The following is a 16844-nucleotide window of genomic DNA, read 5'->3' on the forward strand; positions in this document are numbered from 1 at the left end:
TTTTTTATTGAGGTTTCCATGTAATTTAATGTCCCCAACGGTAACTATTCATTCCTAAAATGTCAGAAAAACAGATTTTTCAAACTTCTAAAAAAAGCAGGTGGATCACCTTTAAATGGGTAACCAGGTTACTGATCATCACCTTCCTTGTGGCTACTGCCTGTGTGGCTTATACGCTGATCTCCAACCATTACCCCGCATTGCCGATCATCACGTCAACGGTCACCCTGTCCAAAAAACAGCTGGAGCAGATCAGGAAATCGACAACCTATAAGGATTTTAAGATCTCCAAAAAGAGATTATTGAAGATCAGGCATGACCAGCAGGCCCACCGCCTGAAACATCCCAACAACAAAGCAAGGATCAACGCCGGATTTTATGTAAACTGGGACCCCCAGTCCCTGACAGACCTGCAGGACCATATCAAACAGCTCGATATGGTGGTTACCGAGTCTTTTTTTGTTAAAAATGGTGCTGATACGCTGATCGATAAGGTAGATAATGACGCCATGAAGCTCATCAGGAAAAACAAAAAGACGGCCATCGCCCTGGTTTCCAATTTTACTGATGATCATTTTGACGGTGATGCCATCCATAAACTGCTGCAGGATACTGATCTGCAGAACAGATTTATAGCCAACCTGATCAAGTCCCTGAAATCGTATGGTTTCCAGGGTGTAAATATAGATTTCGAAGAGATCAAAGAAACGTCTGACCTTCCTCTGGCCGCTTTTCAGAAGAACCTGTACGAAAAGCTGCATGCCCAAAACCTTATCGTATCCCAGGATATCTCTCCGGATAACGAAGATTATAACCTGAGTGTACTCGAAAAATATAACGACTATATCTTTGTGATGGCGTACGATCAGCACAGCGAAAGCAGCAATGCCGGTGATATTTCCCATCAGCAGTGGGTAGAAGAACAACTGGACAGGATCTGTGAGCAAATCTCCTCAGACAAGGTGATCCTTGCCCTGGCCTGTTACGGGTACGACTGGCCGAATGGTGACGTCGGCAATACGATCACCTATCAGCAGGCGATCGCTACTGCTAACCGCTATAACGGCAAAGTGAAATATGACCCGCTCTCTGCAAACCTGAATTTTTCCTATAAAGATGAATCTTCAATACAGCACCGCGTGTTTTTCACCGATGCTGCAACTAATTTTAACCTGATCAGGAAAGCGGACGACTGGGGTATAGCGGGCGTTGCACTCTGGCGGATGGGTGCTGAGGATCCGAGAGTGTGGACCTTCATCTCCAAAGACCTGAGCATCGATTCTGTAAAGAAAACCGGTGTGGATCTCAAAAGGCTGACCAACATCGGGTTAAATGACAGGATAGATTATTCCGGCGAAGGGGAAATCCTGGACCTGGTATCCACGCCTAAGGCTGGAAAGATTGACGTGAAGCTCGATACCAATAATTATGAGATCACTGACCAGCATTATGTGGTCTTACCAACCAAATACAGCATACGCCGGTATGGCCACGCTGAAAAGAAGATCGTGCTGACTTTTGACGACGGGCCCGATCCCGTTTATACACCACAGATCCTGGATATCCTGCACGATGAAAAAGTACCGGGCAGTTTCTTTGTCGTGGGCATTATGGCAGAGCAGAACATGGGGCTCCTGCTGAGGGAGTACAACATGGGCCATGAGATCGGTAACCATACGTTTTTTCATCCGGATATGTCTAAAATGGGTGTCGAACGGGTGAACTTTGAGCTGAATGCTACTAGGAAAATCATTGAGTCTGTTACTGGCCACAGTACCATCCTGTTCAGGCCGCCATACAATGCCGATGCCGAACCTACAACCTCTGCGGAGATTTTGCCGGTGATGCAGAGCAGGGCAGAAAACTATATCAATATCGGGGAATCGATTGACCCGCAGGACTGGCAGCCGGGAATTACGGCAGACCAGATTTTTAATGCTGTTGTCAAACAGCAGAACCTAGGCAATGTTTTGCTGCTTCACGATGCAGGGGGCAACCGCCAGGCAACGGTAGAGGCGCTTCCCAGGATCATTCAGTATTTCAAATCCAAAGGATATGAGTTTGCAACAGTCGGGCAGCTGATCGGAAAACAAAGGGACGCGCTGATGCCTCCGGTAAAGCTGAACAGCAGTGATTTTATCAGCTCAGGCGATGATCTGTTCCTGAGGGCCTTCTCTTACGGAACCCTGACACTGAACTTCATCTTTATCGTTGCGATCATCCTGGCGATGCTGAGGAGTATTTTTATAGCCATTCTTGCCATCAGGCAGAAAGCTGTTTCGAAAAAAGAGCGGGAACTATTGTTAAAGGACCCGGATATGAAAGTGAGCATTATCATCCCCGCCTATAACGAAGAGGTAACAGTGGTACAAACCCTGAAGAGTTTACTGAAAACCACCTATAAAAATGTAGAGTTTATTTTTGTTGATGATGGTTCCAAAGACCGTACCGTTGAACTGGTGAAGGAAAACTTCGGGCATCTGGAACATATAAAGATTTTTGCCAAAGCAAACGGGGGAAAGGCTTCTGCTTTAAACTTTGGTGTTGCGCATTCAACAGCCGGTTTTGTGATCTGCATTGATGCTGATACCCAGTTGAAAACCGATGCCATCACCGAGCTGATGCGGTATTTTTACAATGAAGAAACTGCTGCTGTTGCAGGAACGGTAAAGGTGGGGAACAAGACCAACCTGATTACCAACTGGCAGTCTATAGAATATATTACAGCGCAGAATATGGACAGGCGTGCATTTGATCTGCTGAATACTATCACTGTGGTTCCGGGCGCAATCGGAGCGTTCAGAAAGAAGGTGATCCGGGAAGTGGGCGGTTTTACCACCGATACCCTTGCGGAAGACTGTGACCTGACGATGCGCATCCTGAGGGCAGGATATGACGTGAGGAACTGTGACAGTGCCATCGCCTATACTGAAGCGCCGGAAACGGTCAATATGCTGCTCAAACAGCGTTTCAGATGGAGTTTTGGCGTGATGCAGAGTTTCTGGAAAAACAGGCAGACCCTGTTTAATAAAAAATATGGTTATTTCGGAATGGTGGGCATGCCAAACATCCTGATCTATCAGATCATCCTGCCGCTGTTTTCTCCTCTGGCTGATTTCTTCATGCTGCTCTCGATCATTACCGGGCTATTCTCCTTGTCATCCGTGAACTCTCTCAACATGGATGGTATCAGTAGTTTGCTTAGCCTGCACAACGGCTTTGGGCAGGTGTTTTTCTATTACTGCGTTTTTATCCTGGTAGATTTAGTATTTGCAGGGATCGCATTCAGAATGGAGAAAGAAGCATATAAAAAGCTGATCTATCTGATCCCTCAGCGTTTCTACTGGAGACAGCTCATGTACCTGGTATTGTTCAAGTCGGTACGTAAGGCTTTAAAGGGTGAGCTGGAAGGCTGGGGAGCATTAAAGCGGACGGGAAATGTAAGGGAACAGGAGGCTTAACCCTAAAAAATTAGTAATTACAAGAATATAATATCAATATGACCAACACAAAAGAAACTTATCCGGATTTTAAAGAATTTTATACAAGGGCAGTTGAGCCTTTAAAAGCAGCGAATCCGGCATTTATCCGCCTGGACGGCAAACCAAAGGGAGATACGAGGATAGTTTTTGCTTATTTTTTGTACCAGGAAAAGAAGTGGAAGGTAAATGCCGATACACATATAGACAGGCTTAAGCTTGCCTTTGATGAAATCGCGAAAGGAAATGACCCCTTTGTGATCAAAGCATTAAGGGACGACAGGGGGGCTTATCTTGCCATTAAAGGGCAGCCTGTCAGGAACAGTAAATTATATATCTACGCTGCATAACAGGCGGACAGATTATACTTCATATGTGTGTTTTTTTAACAGGAAAAGCCCGGCTTTTCCTGTTAACCCTTTTAATAAATACTTAGCGTATCTTTTTGAGCTTGATCACGGTAATCTCCGGCCAGATGCCAATCCTGCCTGAAAATCCGATAAAGCCAAAGCCACGGTTAATATTGATCACACTGTTATTCTCGGTTTTTAAGCCGGCCCAGTGTTTATACCTGTACTTTACGGGGCTCCATTTGATGCCAAATGCTTCGAGGCCAAACTGCATCCCATGGGTATGGCCGGAAAGTGTGAGCTGTACATTAGGAATATAGCTTTTAACCTGTGCTTCCCAATGTGTAGGATCGTGCGAAAGCAGGATCTTAAATTCCCTGTCGGTGGTGTTTGACAGTGCCCTTTTCAAATCCCCGCGTTCGCCAAATCCAATCCCCCAGTTTTCTACTCCTGCAAGGACGATATGCTGATCATCTTTTTTGATGTGCACATGTTCATCCAGTAAAAGCCTAAATCCCAAATCTTTATGGTAGGCCTTCAGCTGGTTCAGGTTGGCGGTCTTCTCCGCTTCGGTCCCCCATTTGATGTAATCCCCGTAATCGTGGTTTCCGAGAATGGAGAACTGGCCGTAAGGTGCCCTGATCTGCGAAAAATAACTGATCCAGGGCTTAATCTCTTCCGCTTTGTTGTTCACAAGGTCACCGGTAAAGACAAAAAGATCGGCATGCTGTCTATTGATCAGGTCTATACCCCGCTGTACGGCTTTGGGGTTATTGAAACTCCCGGCATGTATATCAGATATTTGCACCAGCTTAAATTCGTCAAAGCTTTCAGGAAGGTCTTCAAAATATAAGGTGTGTTCGATCACCTTGTAGTTGTACTTACCAAATATCATCCCGTAGACGAATAGAAATATGGTAAATAGCATCAGCATAAAACTGGCTTCTACCCAGCGAACATTTCTCGGTGTTCCGGTGATCAGACCGTAAGCATCACCCAGGAACAGCATCATCACCATGATCAGTTCTGAAACGACAAGTGTAATGGCCATATGGCTGGCAATCTTGAAAAACAGGTCCAGACCATGCTGGCGTAACCTTTGGGTCCCATAAATAACAGCAGCTGTGATCAGCACGATGGCAAGCCAGAAAATAGGGGTAACATAGGGGCTGTAACTTAACGTATGTATCCCGGAAAGTACATAGCCGTTGAGCAGGAATATAAAAAATAAGATAATCAGGAGCGGTAAAATGCGTTTCATGACATGAATATAGGCAGTTCACTGTCTATGCAACGAAATATTGATTATTAATACAAAATAATTACAATTAATAATGGAATTTGTGTGTAATGACTTCCGGTTGTATAATGACAAAATGGATCAGATCAAATTCCTGACGGATTTTTGTACGTATCCGCTCAATTCCTTCATTGATCTCCTGGGTATCCAGGTCTTCCTGAAAAGCGACAATGAGTATCAGCATCACATCTTCGGGCGACTGATAAGTAGAGATGATCCGCATTACTTTCAATACAGTGGGATCTTCTGCTGTGATTTGCGTGATCTTCTGTTTGGATACGTCAGAAATTCCCTCGCCCATCAGCAGGCTCCTGCTTTCCCGGGCCAGGATTAATGATACGCCCACCAGGAGCAGGCCAACCAGCAGTGAGGCTACACCATCAAGCTGGGGAATGTGGTACCGGTGGCTAAAGAACATACAGATCATTACAGTGAACAATCCGAGTACGGCAGCCCCGTCTTCAAACAGTACAAGGAAACTCGCGGGATCTTTGCTTTTAACAATCGCATTCCACCAGCTTTCGTTACCACGGGTTTTATTAAATTCCTTCGCGGCAATAAGAAATGAGGTCCCTTCAAATACCACAGATAACGCAAGCACAACGTAATTCCAGGTCGGATTTCCGAGTTCCTGGGGCGTAATCACATGGATAATTCCCTGGTAGATGGATATTCCGCCTCCCAGTCCGAAAATCAGGATGGAAACGATAAATGAATAGAAATAAAGTTCCCTGCCATATCCGAATGGCCGGAGGGCGTCTGCGGGTTTTTTGCTGCGTCTTAAACCAAACAGCAACAGTATCTGATTCACTGTGTCAACCAGGGAATGTATCCCTTCTGATAGCATTGCAGCGCTGTTGCTGAAGGCACCGGCTGTGAATTTCGTAATTGCAATCAGAAGGTTTGCAGCAAGGGCACTATAAATCGATTTATTTGAAGAGGCCATATTGAATTGTTAATAGCCAACAGACAAACTGCATACCACAATAACCGGGGAGCAATACTAAATTAAATAAAGAAGGAGCAGAGCACCTGTATGGACATCCTGATCCTCGTTTTGATGGTACCCACAGATAGGTCAGGTTCCCGGAATGCTTCAGTTTATTCCTTACTGTATAGAAATTTATTCATAAAGTTAAAACAGGACTACCTTTCAGGCAACAGCATTTTTGTCCGCTTTTGAAACCTGAAGAATAGCAGGACGGAGGCGGTGAGCAGCCCGAATGTAAGGCCATACCAGATCCCATTTACGCCCAGCCCGAGTGGAATGCCCAGAAAATAGCCCAGAGGAATACCAATGACCCAGTAGGCGAAAAAGGTGATGATCGTTGGGTAATTTACATCTCCGAGACCCCGCAATACGCCCAGGCCAACTACCTGTGTGCCATCAAATAACTGGAAAAATCCCGCGATGATCAGTAGGTGAGAAGCGATCCCGATCACAGCGAGGTCTTCTGTATAAATATAGGGGAGTACTCCGCTTGCTAAAATAAAAATAACAGCAGTAATGGCCATAAACACCAGGATGACATGGTAGCTGGCTAAAGCCGACTTGCGCAGGTCGCCGAAGTTATTTTTACCAAGGTTGTTCCCTGTTTTAATGGTAGCTGCTGAGGCAATTCCACTGGATATCATATAGGTGACAGAGGCCAGGTTAATCGCTACCTGGTGCGCGGCCTGTTCTACTGCCCCGATGGTGCCGATCAGGATGGCGGCGCCACTGAAAGCGCTGATCTCAAATGAATACTGCAGTGATACCGGTGCCCCGATCTTTAAGATCTTCAGGCTCCTAACCTTATCAAAAAAGGTTAACCGGAAGTTGCGGAGATAAGGTCTGAAATTTCTGGAGCTGAATACATAATACCCCATTACCACACACATCAGTACCCTGTCTATCAGCGTACTCAGGCCCACGCCCTTTACGCCCATCGGGGTAATGCCAAACAGACCCTTTACAAAGACCAGCCCAAACAGGATGTTGATGAGGTTGCCCCAGATAGAGATATACATGGCTTGTTTGGTAAAGCCCAGTCCTTCAGTGAACTGTTTAAAGGTCTGAAAGATCATTAATGGAATGATGGATACGCCCAGGTACTGAAGATAGGGTTTTGCATAGGTAACTACATCCCTCGACTGCCCGATATGGTCTATGAACAGTAAGGTTCCGTAATTCACGAACAGGTAAAGCAGTACGCCCATCACCATATTGATCATCAGGCTATTTGATAATAACTTGCCGCATTCCTGGTAGTTTTTGCTTCCGTTTTCCCGTGCGATAAGGGGGGTGAGGCCGTAGGAAATTCCAAGACCCATAACCAGGATCAGCATAAATATGCTGTTTACCAGCGAAACAGCAGCCAGTTGTATCGTACCGGCAAAATGGCCAACGATCACACTGTCAGCCAGGTGAACGAGCGTATGCCCGATTTGTGAGACCACAATAGGCATCGCCAGTCTTAGATTATCGGCATAATAAGGCTTATATTTTTCGTACAGAGCGAGTAGCATAAAATAGATTTGAACCTGTAAAGGTAACCTATTTTGCTTCAATCATAGTGAAATATTCTTCTTTCTCCGAAGTATGGGGCTGGATCAGATCTGCAAGAATAAAGCTTACCAGGATCTTGCGGGCTTGTTTATGAGAGCACCTGCTGAGCTTGCTAAACTGTTTTAAGGTGATACGTCCTTCATCTCCAAGGTATTCCAGCAGTATCTTTTCCTGTGCCGTATAGGTGATCAGCTGTCCCGTTTGCATATGTTCGTTTTTCAGCACATCAACAATAATCTTACTGGCCAGGATACTTTTATCTTTCACACGGAAATATACCCACCATTTTTTATTTTCATCCAGTGCATAATGCGGCTTTGTATCGCTCTGCGCGATTTTTGCAACCAGAACCAGCTTGCTATCTACATATACTTCTTCAAATTCGGGTTCTATGGCCGGCCTGCAAAACTGGTGTGCAGATTTAATGATCATGTATTTTTCCTCTTCCTCAGATTTGACTCCCTTAATGCTGCCATCATCCGCTACACCGATCAGCAATTGTCCGCCTCTGTTATTTGCAAAGGCAACAAGGCTCTTTGCAATTTTCTCATTATTGGTAATGGTCTTTTTAAAATCCAGTGTAGTTCCCTCACCTTGTAAGATTAGTTTCCTGATGTTCATTTTTCTGGGTTTATGCGCGCAAAATGGTGTTAATAAGCTACGGGGCCATATTCGCCCTTATGCAGGTTCCTGATGTAAACTTCATTCATTACAGTGGCACAAACCTCTCCGTTGATATCTTTGATTTCCATAGGGTAGGCTTTAATGAATTTACCATTGGTATTTAACGTCTCAATTGCTTCGTTCAGCATGTCGTCCGTGATGACTACCGTAAAATAAAGTGCCGAGCGGCCTGGTTTGAGATATTGGATACTGGCACTTTTGAGCCACACCCTGATCTTAAAACCTTGCCGCTGAAGAAGCTGGTCAAATAAGATGGCATAAAAAGGATCTGTAGCGGCATAGATCGTCCCTCCGAATATGGAGCCGTTGTAATTTTTATTGAAAAGACTTTTGCTGATTTTTACGTCTACACCCCTGAAACCGCTATGGAATTTTTTTACCCGGATACGCTGAAAAAAAAGTGGCGGATATAAACACAGCGCCCATTCAAGTGTTTTTTCTGATACGATCATGACGCTTAAATATCTGAAACATTATTGAAACTTTCATCAAAGCTCTGTCTTTAATATTTTTCTTGAATGAGATATATATAATGTGTTTATTGCCTTGTAACAAAAATAAAACAATAGGGTGTGCTGTTTGTTGTATAAAGAGAACTAATAAAACTCATCACATTTAAAAAACAAAAATAAAGAGATGAAAAAAACGATTTTAAGTCTTGCTTTTGCAGGTTCAATGATATTAGCCGCCTCAGCATGCAACTCGACGAAAAATGTATCCGGATCGTCTGACAGTACGGCATCAGACTCCAGTTCTATTACTCCGGCAACCGATACCGTCCTTAAAGACACTGCTAAAACTACACCGGATACGTCTAAAACTACGCCGCCAGACACTACCAGGACCCAACAATAATTGCTGAAGATTTATAGGAAAGGCTGTCTGGAGACAGCCTTTCTTGTTTAAGTGTCAAATTGGGAAACTTAAACTTGAATCGTTCCCCCATTAAATTTTATAAAACTTAACTTTGATTATATTTCAATAATCATGTTTAAAGATAGAGTAGTAGCAGCGTATCAGAAGATACAGGATGACATTTGCCAGGGTCTGGCATTAGCGGATGGAAAAGGCAGGTTTGAAGAAGAGATATGGACAAGAGAGGGCGGCGGCGGCGGACGTACCCGGATCTTTCAGCATGGAAATGTGATTGAAAAAGGCGGCGTCAACTTCTCTGCTGTCCACGGAAAACTTCCTGAAGCGGTAAAAAAAGCGTTTAAAGTGGAGAGCGATGATTTTTTTGCTGCTGGTGTATCTATAGTTATTCACCCCTCGAATCCCTTTGTGCCTATCATACATATGAACATCCGTTATTTTGAAATGGATGAGCAAACGCGATGGTTTGGCGGTGGTATTGATCTTAGTCCTCATTATATCATTGATACCGATGCAAGGTTTTTTCATCATCTGCTCAAACAGACCTGTGATGAATTCGATTCATCATTCTACCCAAAGTTTAAAAAACAGGCTGACGACTATTTCTATATTAAACACAGGGAAGAGACGCGCGGAATAGGCGGTATTTTTTATGACCGTCTTCAGCCATCCAATACAGGGTTTGACTGGGAGCAGCTCTTCAGCTTTTCGCTGGGCGTAGGCAATACCTTTATCCCTGTCTACACAGAACTGATCGACAGGAACAGGGATACAGAGTTTACCGAGGCAGAGCAGGAGTGGCAGTACCTCAGAAGAAGCCGTTACGTAGAGTTTAACCTGGTTTACGATTCAGGTACAAAATTTGGTCTGGAAACTAACGGAAGGATAGAATCTATCCTAATGAGCTTACCACCAACAGTAAAATGGGCCTATAACCACAAACCTTCAGAAAACAGTCCAGAAGCTGAAACTCTGAGCAAGTTAATAAAAGGTATAGACTGGGCTTAATTTTTTTCCACAATACGCTTAAACAGCAATATTTTCTTAAATTCGCAAGGTTATAACATTACCTTATTTAAATCGTTTTTAAACGAACATTAATTTTTTATGGCAGAAGATTTAGAAAATCAGGAAAACGACAAAATAATAAAGATTGATATAGACGAGCAGATGAAGTCTGCTTACATCGATTATTCGATGTCCGTTATTGTATCAAGAGCGTTACCTGATGTACGCGATGGATTAAAACCAGTGCACCGTCGTGTACTTTACGGGATGCTTGATCTCGGTTTGGCAAATAATAAACCTTATAAGAAATCAGCCCGTATCGTTGGAGAAGTACTCGGAAAGTATCACCCGCACGGTGATTCTTCGGTATATATGACTATGGTCCGTATGGCCCAGCCCTGGAGTTTAAGATATTTGCTGGTAGATGGTCAGGGTAACTTCGGTTCCGTTGACGGTGATTCTCCGGCAGCAATGCGTTACACAGAAGCAAGATTTCAAAAGATTGCTGAAGATATGCTGGCCGATATCAATAAGGATACAGTAGATTTTCAACTCAACTTTGATGATTCCCTGCAGGAGCCAACAGTGCTTCCTTCTAAAGTACCAAACCTGTTGATCAACGGTGCTTCCGGTATTGCGGTAGGTATGGCAACGAATATGCCGCCCCACAATATCACAGAGGTTATCAATGCGACTATAGCTTATATTGAAAACAATGAGATCACTATTCCCGAGCTCATGAAATTCGTAAAAGGACCTGATTTTCCTACCGGTGCCCTGATATACGGATACAACGGCGTTCAGGAAGCTTTTGAAACAGGCAGGGGACGTATCGTGATGCGTGCCAAAGCTGAAATCGAAGCCGTTAAGGACCGCGAGGTGATTATTGTTACCGAGATTCCTTACCAGGTGAATAAGGCGATGATGATTGAGCGTACCGCTGAACTGATCGGAGAAAAGAAAATTGAAGGGATCTCTAATATAAAAGATGAATCAAATAAAGATGGTATCCGTATCGTTTATGAGATCAAACGTGATGCGAATGCCTCTATCGTTCTGAATAACCTTTTCAAACAAACTGCACTGCAGACCTCATTCAGTGTAAATAACATTGCACTGGTGAACGGCAGACCGCAGATGCTGAACCTGAAAGACCTGATCAGGCATTTTGTTGACCACAGACATGACGTGATTGTCCGCCGGACGAAATTTGAGCTGAACGAAGCCCAGAAACGTGCGCATATCCTGGAAGGTTTATTAATTGCCTTAGACCACCTCGATGAAGTGATCAAACTGATCAGGGGATCAAATACACCGGATGAAGCGAGATTAGGTTTAATGGAGCAGTTCGGCCTCAGTGATATTCAGTCGAGAGCAATTCTGGACATGACTCTTCGCCGTTTGACAGGTCTGGAAAGAGACAAGATCAAAGACGAATACAACGAGCTGATGAAAACCATTGAATACCTGAATTCAATTTTAGCTGATGAAGGGCTGAGAATGCAGATCATCAAAGATGAACTCGCTGAAATGATGGAGAAATACGGTGATGAGCGCAGAACTCAGATCGTTCACTCTGCCGAAGATATGAGCATGGAAGACTTTATCGAAGATGAAGAAGTGGTGATCACGATCTCCCATGAAGGTTATATCAAACGTACTCCTGCCACAGAATACCGTACCCAGGCCAGGGGCGGAAAGGGCTCTAAGGGAAGTGATTCAAGAAATGAAGATTTTATTGAGCACCTGCTGATTGCCTCTAACCATAATTACATGTTATTCTTCACGGAAACAGGCCGCTGTTTCTGGTTAAGGGTTTATGAAATCCCTGAAGGATCAAGGTTAAGCAAAGGAAGGGCAATCCAGAATATCATCAATATTCCGAAGGAAGAAAAAATAAAGGCTTATATTAAAGTCAAAAACCTGAAAGATCAGGAATACCTGGAAAACAACTACATTATCATGTGTACCAAAAAGGGAACGATTAAGAAAACTTCGCTGGAAGCTTATTCGAGACCAAGGGTAAATGGTATCAATGCGATCAACATCAATGAAGGTGACCAGTTGCTGGAAGCAAGTTTAACCAGCGGGTCAAGTGAAATTGTGATGGCTTTACGTTCAGGCCGTGCAATCAGGTTCAATGAGAGTACAGTCCGTCCGATGGGCAGAACGGCTACCGGTGTGAGAGGTGTTACTTTAGCACATGATAAAGATGAGGTAGTAGGAATGATCGCTGTTGATGATGCGTCTGCAACAGTGATGGTTGTTTCTGAAAAAGGTTATGGTAAACGTACGGATATCGAAGATTACCGTGTAACGAACCGTGGTGGTAAAGGGGTGAAAACCATTACGATCACAGAGAAAACCGGCGACCTGATCGCTATTAAGAGCGTTACCGATAACGATGACCTGATGATCATTAACAAATCTGGTATCGTGATCAGAATTGTGCTGAGCCACCTAAGGGTAATCGGAAGGGCTACACAGGGTGTGCGCCTGATCAATTTAAAAGGGAATGATGCTATCGCTTCAGTGGCCAAAATTGAACATGAAGATGATGAGGAAGAAGTTTCTGAAGATGTGCTGATCACCGACCAGGCTGATGTGCTGCCCGAAGAAGGAGCAGTGACCGAAGGCGAAGATGCTGCAGTAGAAGAGGAGGAAGAAGATGAAGAAGAGGACGATACTACTGAAGATGAGGAAGCCGGGGACGAAGAAAAATAAAGTTAAAAAATAAATACAAATCCCGTAAAACCTGCCGGAGAAGAGAATATTCAAAACATTCTTGGCTCCTGCAGGTTTTATAATTATTAAAAAACCAACCCATTATGAAAAAAGTACTTTTAAGTATGTTATTTATAGGTGCTGCCACCTATGCTGCGAATGCTCAAAAGAGTGAAGTTTCAAAAGCGAAGAATGCCTGGGCATTAGCCAAATTTGCCAATACAACTACGCCTCTTGATGCTACCCTGAAATCTTTAGGAGAAGGATTAAAATCTACTGATAATGCCATTGCCAACGAAAAATCGAAAGATATGCCTGAAGCATGGTCTTACAGGGCACTGTTCGCTTCAAGGATTGCGTTTGTAGACTCACTGAATGTACAGAATGCAGTAGCTAATGAGAAAATTGCTGAAGAAGCAATAACAAAAGCCAAAGCTTTAGACACAAAAGGGGGGGAGAAAGAAAATATTCAGGAAGCAGAAACAACTTTGTCTAATGCCTTGAGAAACAGAGCTATTTTTGCCTACAACAAAAAGGATTTTAAAAACGCTTTGGTGTTTTTCAATGAGGTAACTGCCAAAAACCCTCAGGATACATCTACTTTTGTAAATGCAGGTGTAACAGCTAAACAAATAGAAGATTATCCTCAGATGATCACAAACTTTAAAAAAGCAATTGATCTGGGTTACAAAGACAGTGAATCATTGTACAGTGAGGTGATCTCTACCACTTTTGATAAAGTTAAAGATACTGTTGCCGGTTCAGCTTTACTGGAAACTGCTGCTGCCAAATATCCTGAGAATCCTTATTTCGTAGGAATGCAGACAGATCTTTTTATCAAACAGGGTAACATTGCCAAATCACAGGAGATGTTAAACAAACTGATCACTAAAGATCCAAAAAATGCCGCTTACCAATATGCAATGGGGGATACCTATTACAAACAAGCGCTGGACCTGCAGGGAAAAAGAAATGCAATTGACGCTAAAAAGAAAAAAGAGTTTGACGCGATCACATTAAAAATGACAGGTTTTATCGATCAGGCTTTGCCATATTACAAAAAAGCGTATGAACTTGATCCTAAAATGATTTCGGCACTGGAAAATCTGAAAATCATTTACGCGTTTAAAAATGACACGCCAAATTATGAAGCAACCAAGAAATTACTGGATGCACAGAAAAAATAATCGTTACTGAACGATAATTAAAAGAGGGATAAATTTTATCCCTCTTTTTTTTTGTATAAATTTGTAGTTAAGCCACAAAGCATATGATTGACAAACGACTTATTTATTCTGCTGCATTTTTTCTAGTAATCAATTCCTCTCAGGTTTTTGCGCAAAAAACACAAATGCTGATCGCTAAAAATAGTGTCGGAAAACTTCAGGCTGCGATTGCAAATAAAAAAGACCGCAAAACAAAGATGGATATCTTGTCGGAAGGGATTAAGGCAAGTGAATCCACAGAAAAAGATAGCAAAACAAAAAAATGGCCGGAAACATGGGCGATCAAATCATACCTGAGCTCTTATATTGCAATCACTGACTCTAGTGAAAGCAATTCCGATAAATATTATCAACAGGCTTTGCAGGCAATAGATTCAGCAAAAAGATTTGAAAATTATGAAGATAATTCAGGTCTGATTGCAGCGGCAAACTATAATATCAACATCAAAAAACAGCAAAAAGGAAACAAGGCTTATGCAGCTCAAGATTTCTCTGCTGCATATAATTACCTCAGGGAGGTCAGCGATTTCTTTCCTAAAGATACCGTACTGGCTGTTAACGCTGCTTTAAGTGCTGAAGGCACAAAGAATGATAATGCCGCATTTGATTATTTCAAGCGGGCTAAAGACAATGGCATAAAAAACCCTGTGGTTTTCCAGCGCCTGGCAACGATCTATAAAAACAGGCAGGATACCGCTAAAGCTACCAGGGCACTTGAAGAAGGACTGAACCTGAATCCTTATAATACTTTGTTAAACAATGATTATATGAACATATTACTGGACGATGAAAGATACTCAGACGCCAGACAGGTGATTGAGAATACGCTGAAAGTTGAAACAAGAAGCAAACTGCTGTATTACCTGTATGGATACCTTCATCAGAAAAATGCGAATATGGGCACTGCTGAACTGGCATTCAACAAATCACTGACCATTGACAGGAATTATTTTGATGCCCTGTACCAATTGGGACTGGTGTACATTAATCTTGGCAACGAAGCTTTAACGCCTGCGAATAAGGATGTAGAGAAGTTCGCGTCCTATCTGAACCGTGCCGAGGTGATCCTGGTACAAGCTCATGAAACTAAACCCAAGGATAAATCTACCATCAATTTACTGATTGAAATTTATACCCGCAAAAACAGGTTTGACAGGGTTCAGGAACTCAGAGCACAGCTGGACGAATTTTAATTGTTGAGGCTGATTTATTACTCTGGAAAGAGCATCCAATAATCGTACTTAACATAATATTAATTATAGTACGTAATATATTCCTGTATTAATCCTTTTTTATTGAGATCTTGTTCAACTGATTATTCACCTCTGTTTTACGCCAGGACAACTGGCGTTTCTTGTGAGAATTTAATATTGGTTTTATAGGGTTCTATAAAAATAAGAATAAATTTATAGTTTTAATCAAATATGGCCACTCAAAAAAAATCAGCAATTGGATTTATATTTATCACCTTATTGATAGATTTTACAGGATATGGTATCATCATTCCTGTTCTGCCCAGATTAATTGAGGAACTTACCGGTGGTGGCATTAGTGTTGCCGCAGTTTACGGCGGATGGCTGACCATTTCCTATTCGACAATGCAGTTTATCGGCGCGCCGGTGCTCGGAGGTTTGAGCGACAGATTTGGCCGCAGGCCTGTGTTATTGGCTTCATTGCTTGGTTTAGGCCTTGATTATGTGTTCCTGGCATTTGCACCCACAATCGTATGGTTATTTGTAGGAAGAATCGTCGCCGGGATAACCGGAGCCAGTTTTACCACCGCGATGGCCTATATAGCCGATGTGAGTGAACCTGAAAAACGTGCACAGAATTTTGGAATGATCGGCGCAGCATTTGGTATAGGGTTTATCGTTGGCCCCGTGATCGGTGGTTTGTTCAGCCAGTTTGGACTGAGAGTCCCCTTTCTGATTTCAGCGGGATTAGCACTGGTGAATTGGTTATACGGGTATTTTATCCTGCCTGAGTCGCTCGCTAAAGAAAACAGGCGGGCGTTCGACTGGAAGCGGGCCAACCCCATAGGTTCCCTCCTTCATATCAAAAAATATCCTGCACTTGTCGGCCTTTTAGTTGCATTGTTCCTTTTATATGTTGCTGGTAATTCTGTACAATCCAGCTGGACGTATTATACCATGGAAAAGTTCCACTGGAACGAAGCTATGGTGGGTTATTCTCTCGGTTTTATAGGTATTGCAGTTGGAACTGTACAGGGCGGCCTTATCAGGGTGATCATTCCTAAGATTGGAAAGGTGAAAGCAGTATTTTACGGCCTGGTGCTGTATATCATTAGCTTTGTACTTTTCGCCTTTGCCACTCAGAGCTGGATGATGTTTGCTTTTGCACTTCCATACTGCTTTGCGGGTATTTTTAATCCTGCTATACAGGGATTACTTTCAAACGATATACCTGCGAATGAGCAGGGTGAATTACAGGGTGTTACTGCAGGACTGATGAGCTTGTCCTCCATTATAGGCCCTTTGATTATGACCAATCTGTTCGCCTATTTTACCAGTAAGGAAAGTTCCGTTTATTTTCCCGGTGCACCCTTTATCCTTGCCGCCGTTCTGACAGTCATAGGGCTCGTGATTTGTTCCAGATCATTAAAAAAATATCATTCCTGAAATAGATTTAACA

13 protein-coding genes are annotated in these 16844 nt (G+C 43.0%); 8 read left to right on the forward strand and 5 right to left on the reverse strand.

The window, feature by feature from the left end; genetic code table 11:
- The first annotated feature begins 59 nt into the window (after nt 1-59).
- Together BLW16_RS20715 and BLW16_RS20720 are read left to right on the forward strand one after the other, a co-directional pair.
- Complete coding sequence (locus BLW16_RS20715; RefSeq protein ID WP_090559792.1) at nt 60-3461, forward strand: trifunctional glycoside hydrolase family 18/polysaccharide deacetylase/glycosyltransferase family 2 protein; 3402 nt, start codon at nt 60-62, stop codon at nt 3459-3461.
- 38 nt (nt 3462-3499) lie between these two features.
- The gene (locus tag BLW16_RS20720; protein WP_090559793.1) at nt 3500-3829 is read left to right on the forward strand and encodes a hypothetical protein; all 330 of its coding nucleotides are present in this window, start codon (nt 3500-3502) and stop codon (nt 3827-3829) included.
- A gap of 82 nt (nt 3830-3911) precedes the next feature.
- Here the strand turns inward: BLW16_RS20720 and BLW16_RS20725 are convergent, their stop codons facing one another.
- The 5 genes from BLW16_RS20725 to BLW16_RS20745 all read right to left on the reverse strand — a co-directional run bounded on the left by BLW16_RS20725 (nt 3912) and on the right by BLW16_RS20745 (nt 8813).
- Nucleotides 3912-5090, reverse strand: coding sequence for a metallophosphoesterase (locus BLW16_RS20725; protein ID WP_090559794.1), 1179 nt, complete (start codon nt 5088-5090; stop codon nt 3912-3914).
- Between the two features lie 67 nt (nt 5091-5157).
- On the reverse strand, nt 5158-6075 hold the full coding sequence (locus tag BLW16_RS20730) for a cation diffusion facilitator family transporter (RefSeq protein ID WP_090559795.1): 918 nt from the start codon (nt 6073-6075) through the stop codon (nt 5158-5160).
- 200 nt (nt 6076-6275) lie between these two features.
- A complete protein-coding gene (locus BLW16_RS20735; protein WP_090559796.1) occupies nt 6276-7637 on the reverse strand; it encodes an MATE family efflux transporter in 1362 nt (453 codons plus the stop codon).
- Between the two features lie 28 nt (nt 7638-7665).
- The gene (locus BLW16_RS20740; RefSeq protein ID WP_090559797.1) at nt 7666-8298 is read right to left on the reverse strand and encodes an AlbA family DNA-binding domain-containing protein; all 633 of its coding nucleotides are present in this window, start codon (nt 8296-8298) and stop codon (nt 7666-7668) included.
- Nucleotides 8299-8327: 29 nt separating this feature from the next.
- Nucleotides 8328-8813 carry a DUF4442 domain-containing protein gene (locus tag BLW16_RS20745; RefSeq protein WP_090559798.1) on the reverse strand — a complete coding sequence of 162 codons (486 nt, stop codon included), beginning with the start codon at nt 8811-8813 and terminating at the stop codon, nt 8328-8330.
- A gap of 184 nt (nt 8814-8997) precedes the next feature.
- Between BLW16_RS20745 and BLW16_RS20750 the strand changes: the two genes are divergently transcribed.
- The 6 genes from BLW16_RS20750 (at nt 8998) to BLW16_RS20775 (ending at nt 16831) form a co-directional block, all read left to right on the forward strand.
- Complete coding sequence (locus BLW16_RS20750; RefSeq protein WP_090559799.1) at nt 8998-9216, forward strand: hypothetical protein; 219 nt, start codon at nt 8998-9000, stop codon at nt 9214-9216.
- A gap of 129 nt (nt 9217-9345) precedes the next feature.
- Nucleotides 9346-10242 carry an oxygen-dependent coproporphyrinogen oxidase gene (gene hemF, locus BLW16_RS20755; protein WP_090559800.1) on the forward strand — a complete coding sequence of 299 codons (897 nt, stop codon included), beginning with the start codon at nt 9346-9348 and terminating at the stop codon, nt 10240-10242.
- 99 nt (nt 10243-10341) lie between these two features.
- On the forward strand, nt 10342-12966 hold the full coding sequence (gyrA, locus tag BLW16_RS20760) for a DNA gyrase subunit A (RefSeq protein WP_090559801.1): 2625 nt from the start codon (nt 10342-10344) through the stop codon (nt 12964-12966).
- 104 nt (nt 12967-13070) lie between these two features.
- Nucleotides 13071-14153 (forward strand): tetratricopeptide repeat protein, encoded by a 1083-nt coding sequence (locus BLW16_RS20765; RefSeq protein WP_090559802.1) that lies wholly within the window; start codon nt 13071-13073, stop codon nt 14151-14153.
- An 83-nt stretch (nt 14154-14236) separates the two neighbouring features.
- Complete coding sequence (locus BLW16_RS20770) at nt 14237-15385, forward strand: tetratricopeptide repeat protein (protein WP_090559803.1); 1149 nt, start codon at nt 14237-14239, stop codon at nt 15383-15385.
- Between the two features lie 231 nt (nt 15386-15616).
- The gene (locus BLW16_RS20775; protein ID WP_090559804.1) at nt 15617-16831 is read left to right on the forward strand and encodes a TCR/Tet family MFS transporter; all 1215 of its coding nucleotides are present in this window, start codon (nt 15617-15619) and stop codon (nt 16829-16831) included.
- Nucleotides 16832-16844: the final 13 nt, after the last annotated feature.

The organism is Pedobacter hartonius (assembly GCF_900107535.1).
GTDB classification, from domain to species: Bacteria; Bacteroidota; Bacteroidia; order Sphingobacteriales; family Sphingobacteriaceae; genus Pedobacter; species Pedobacter hartonius.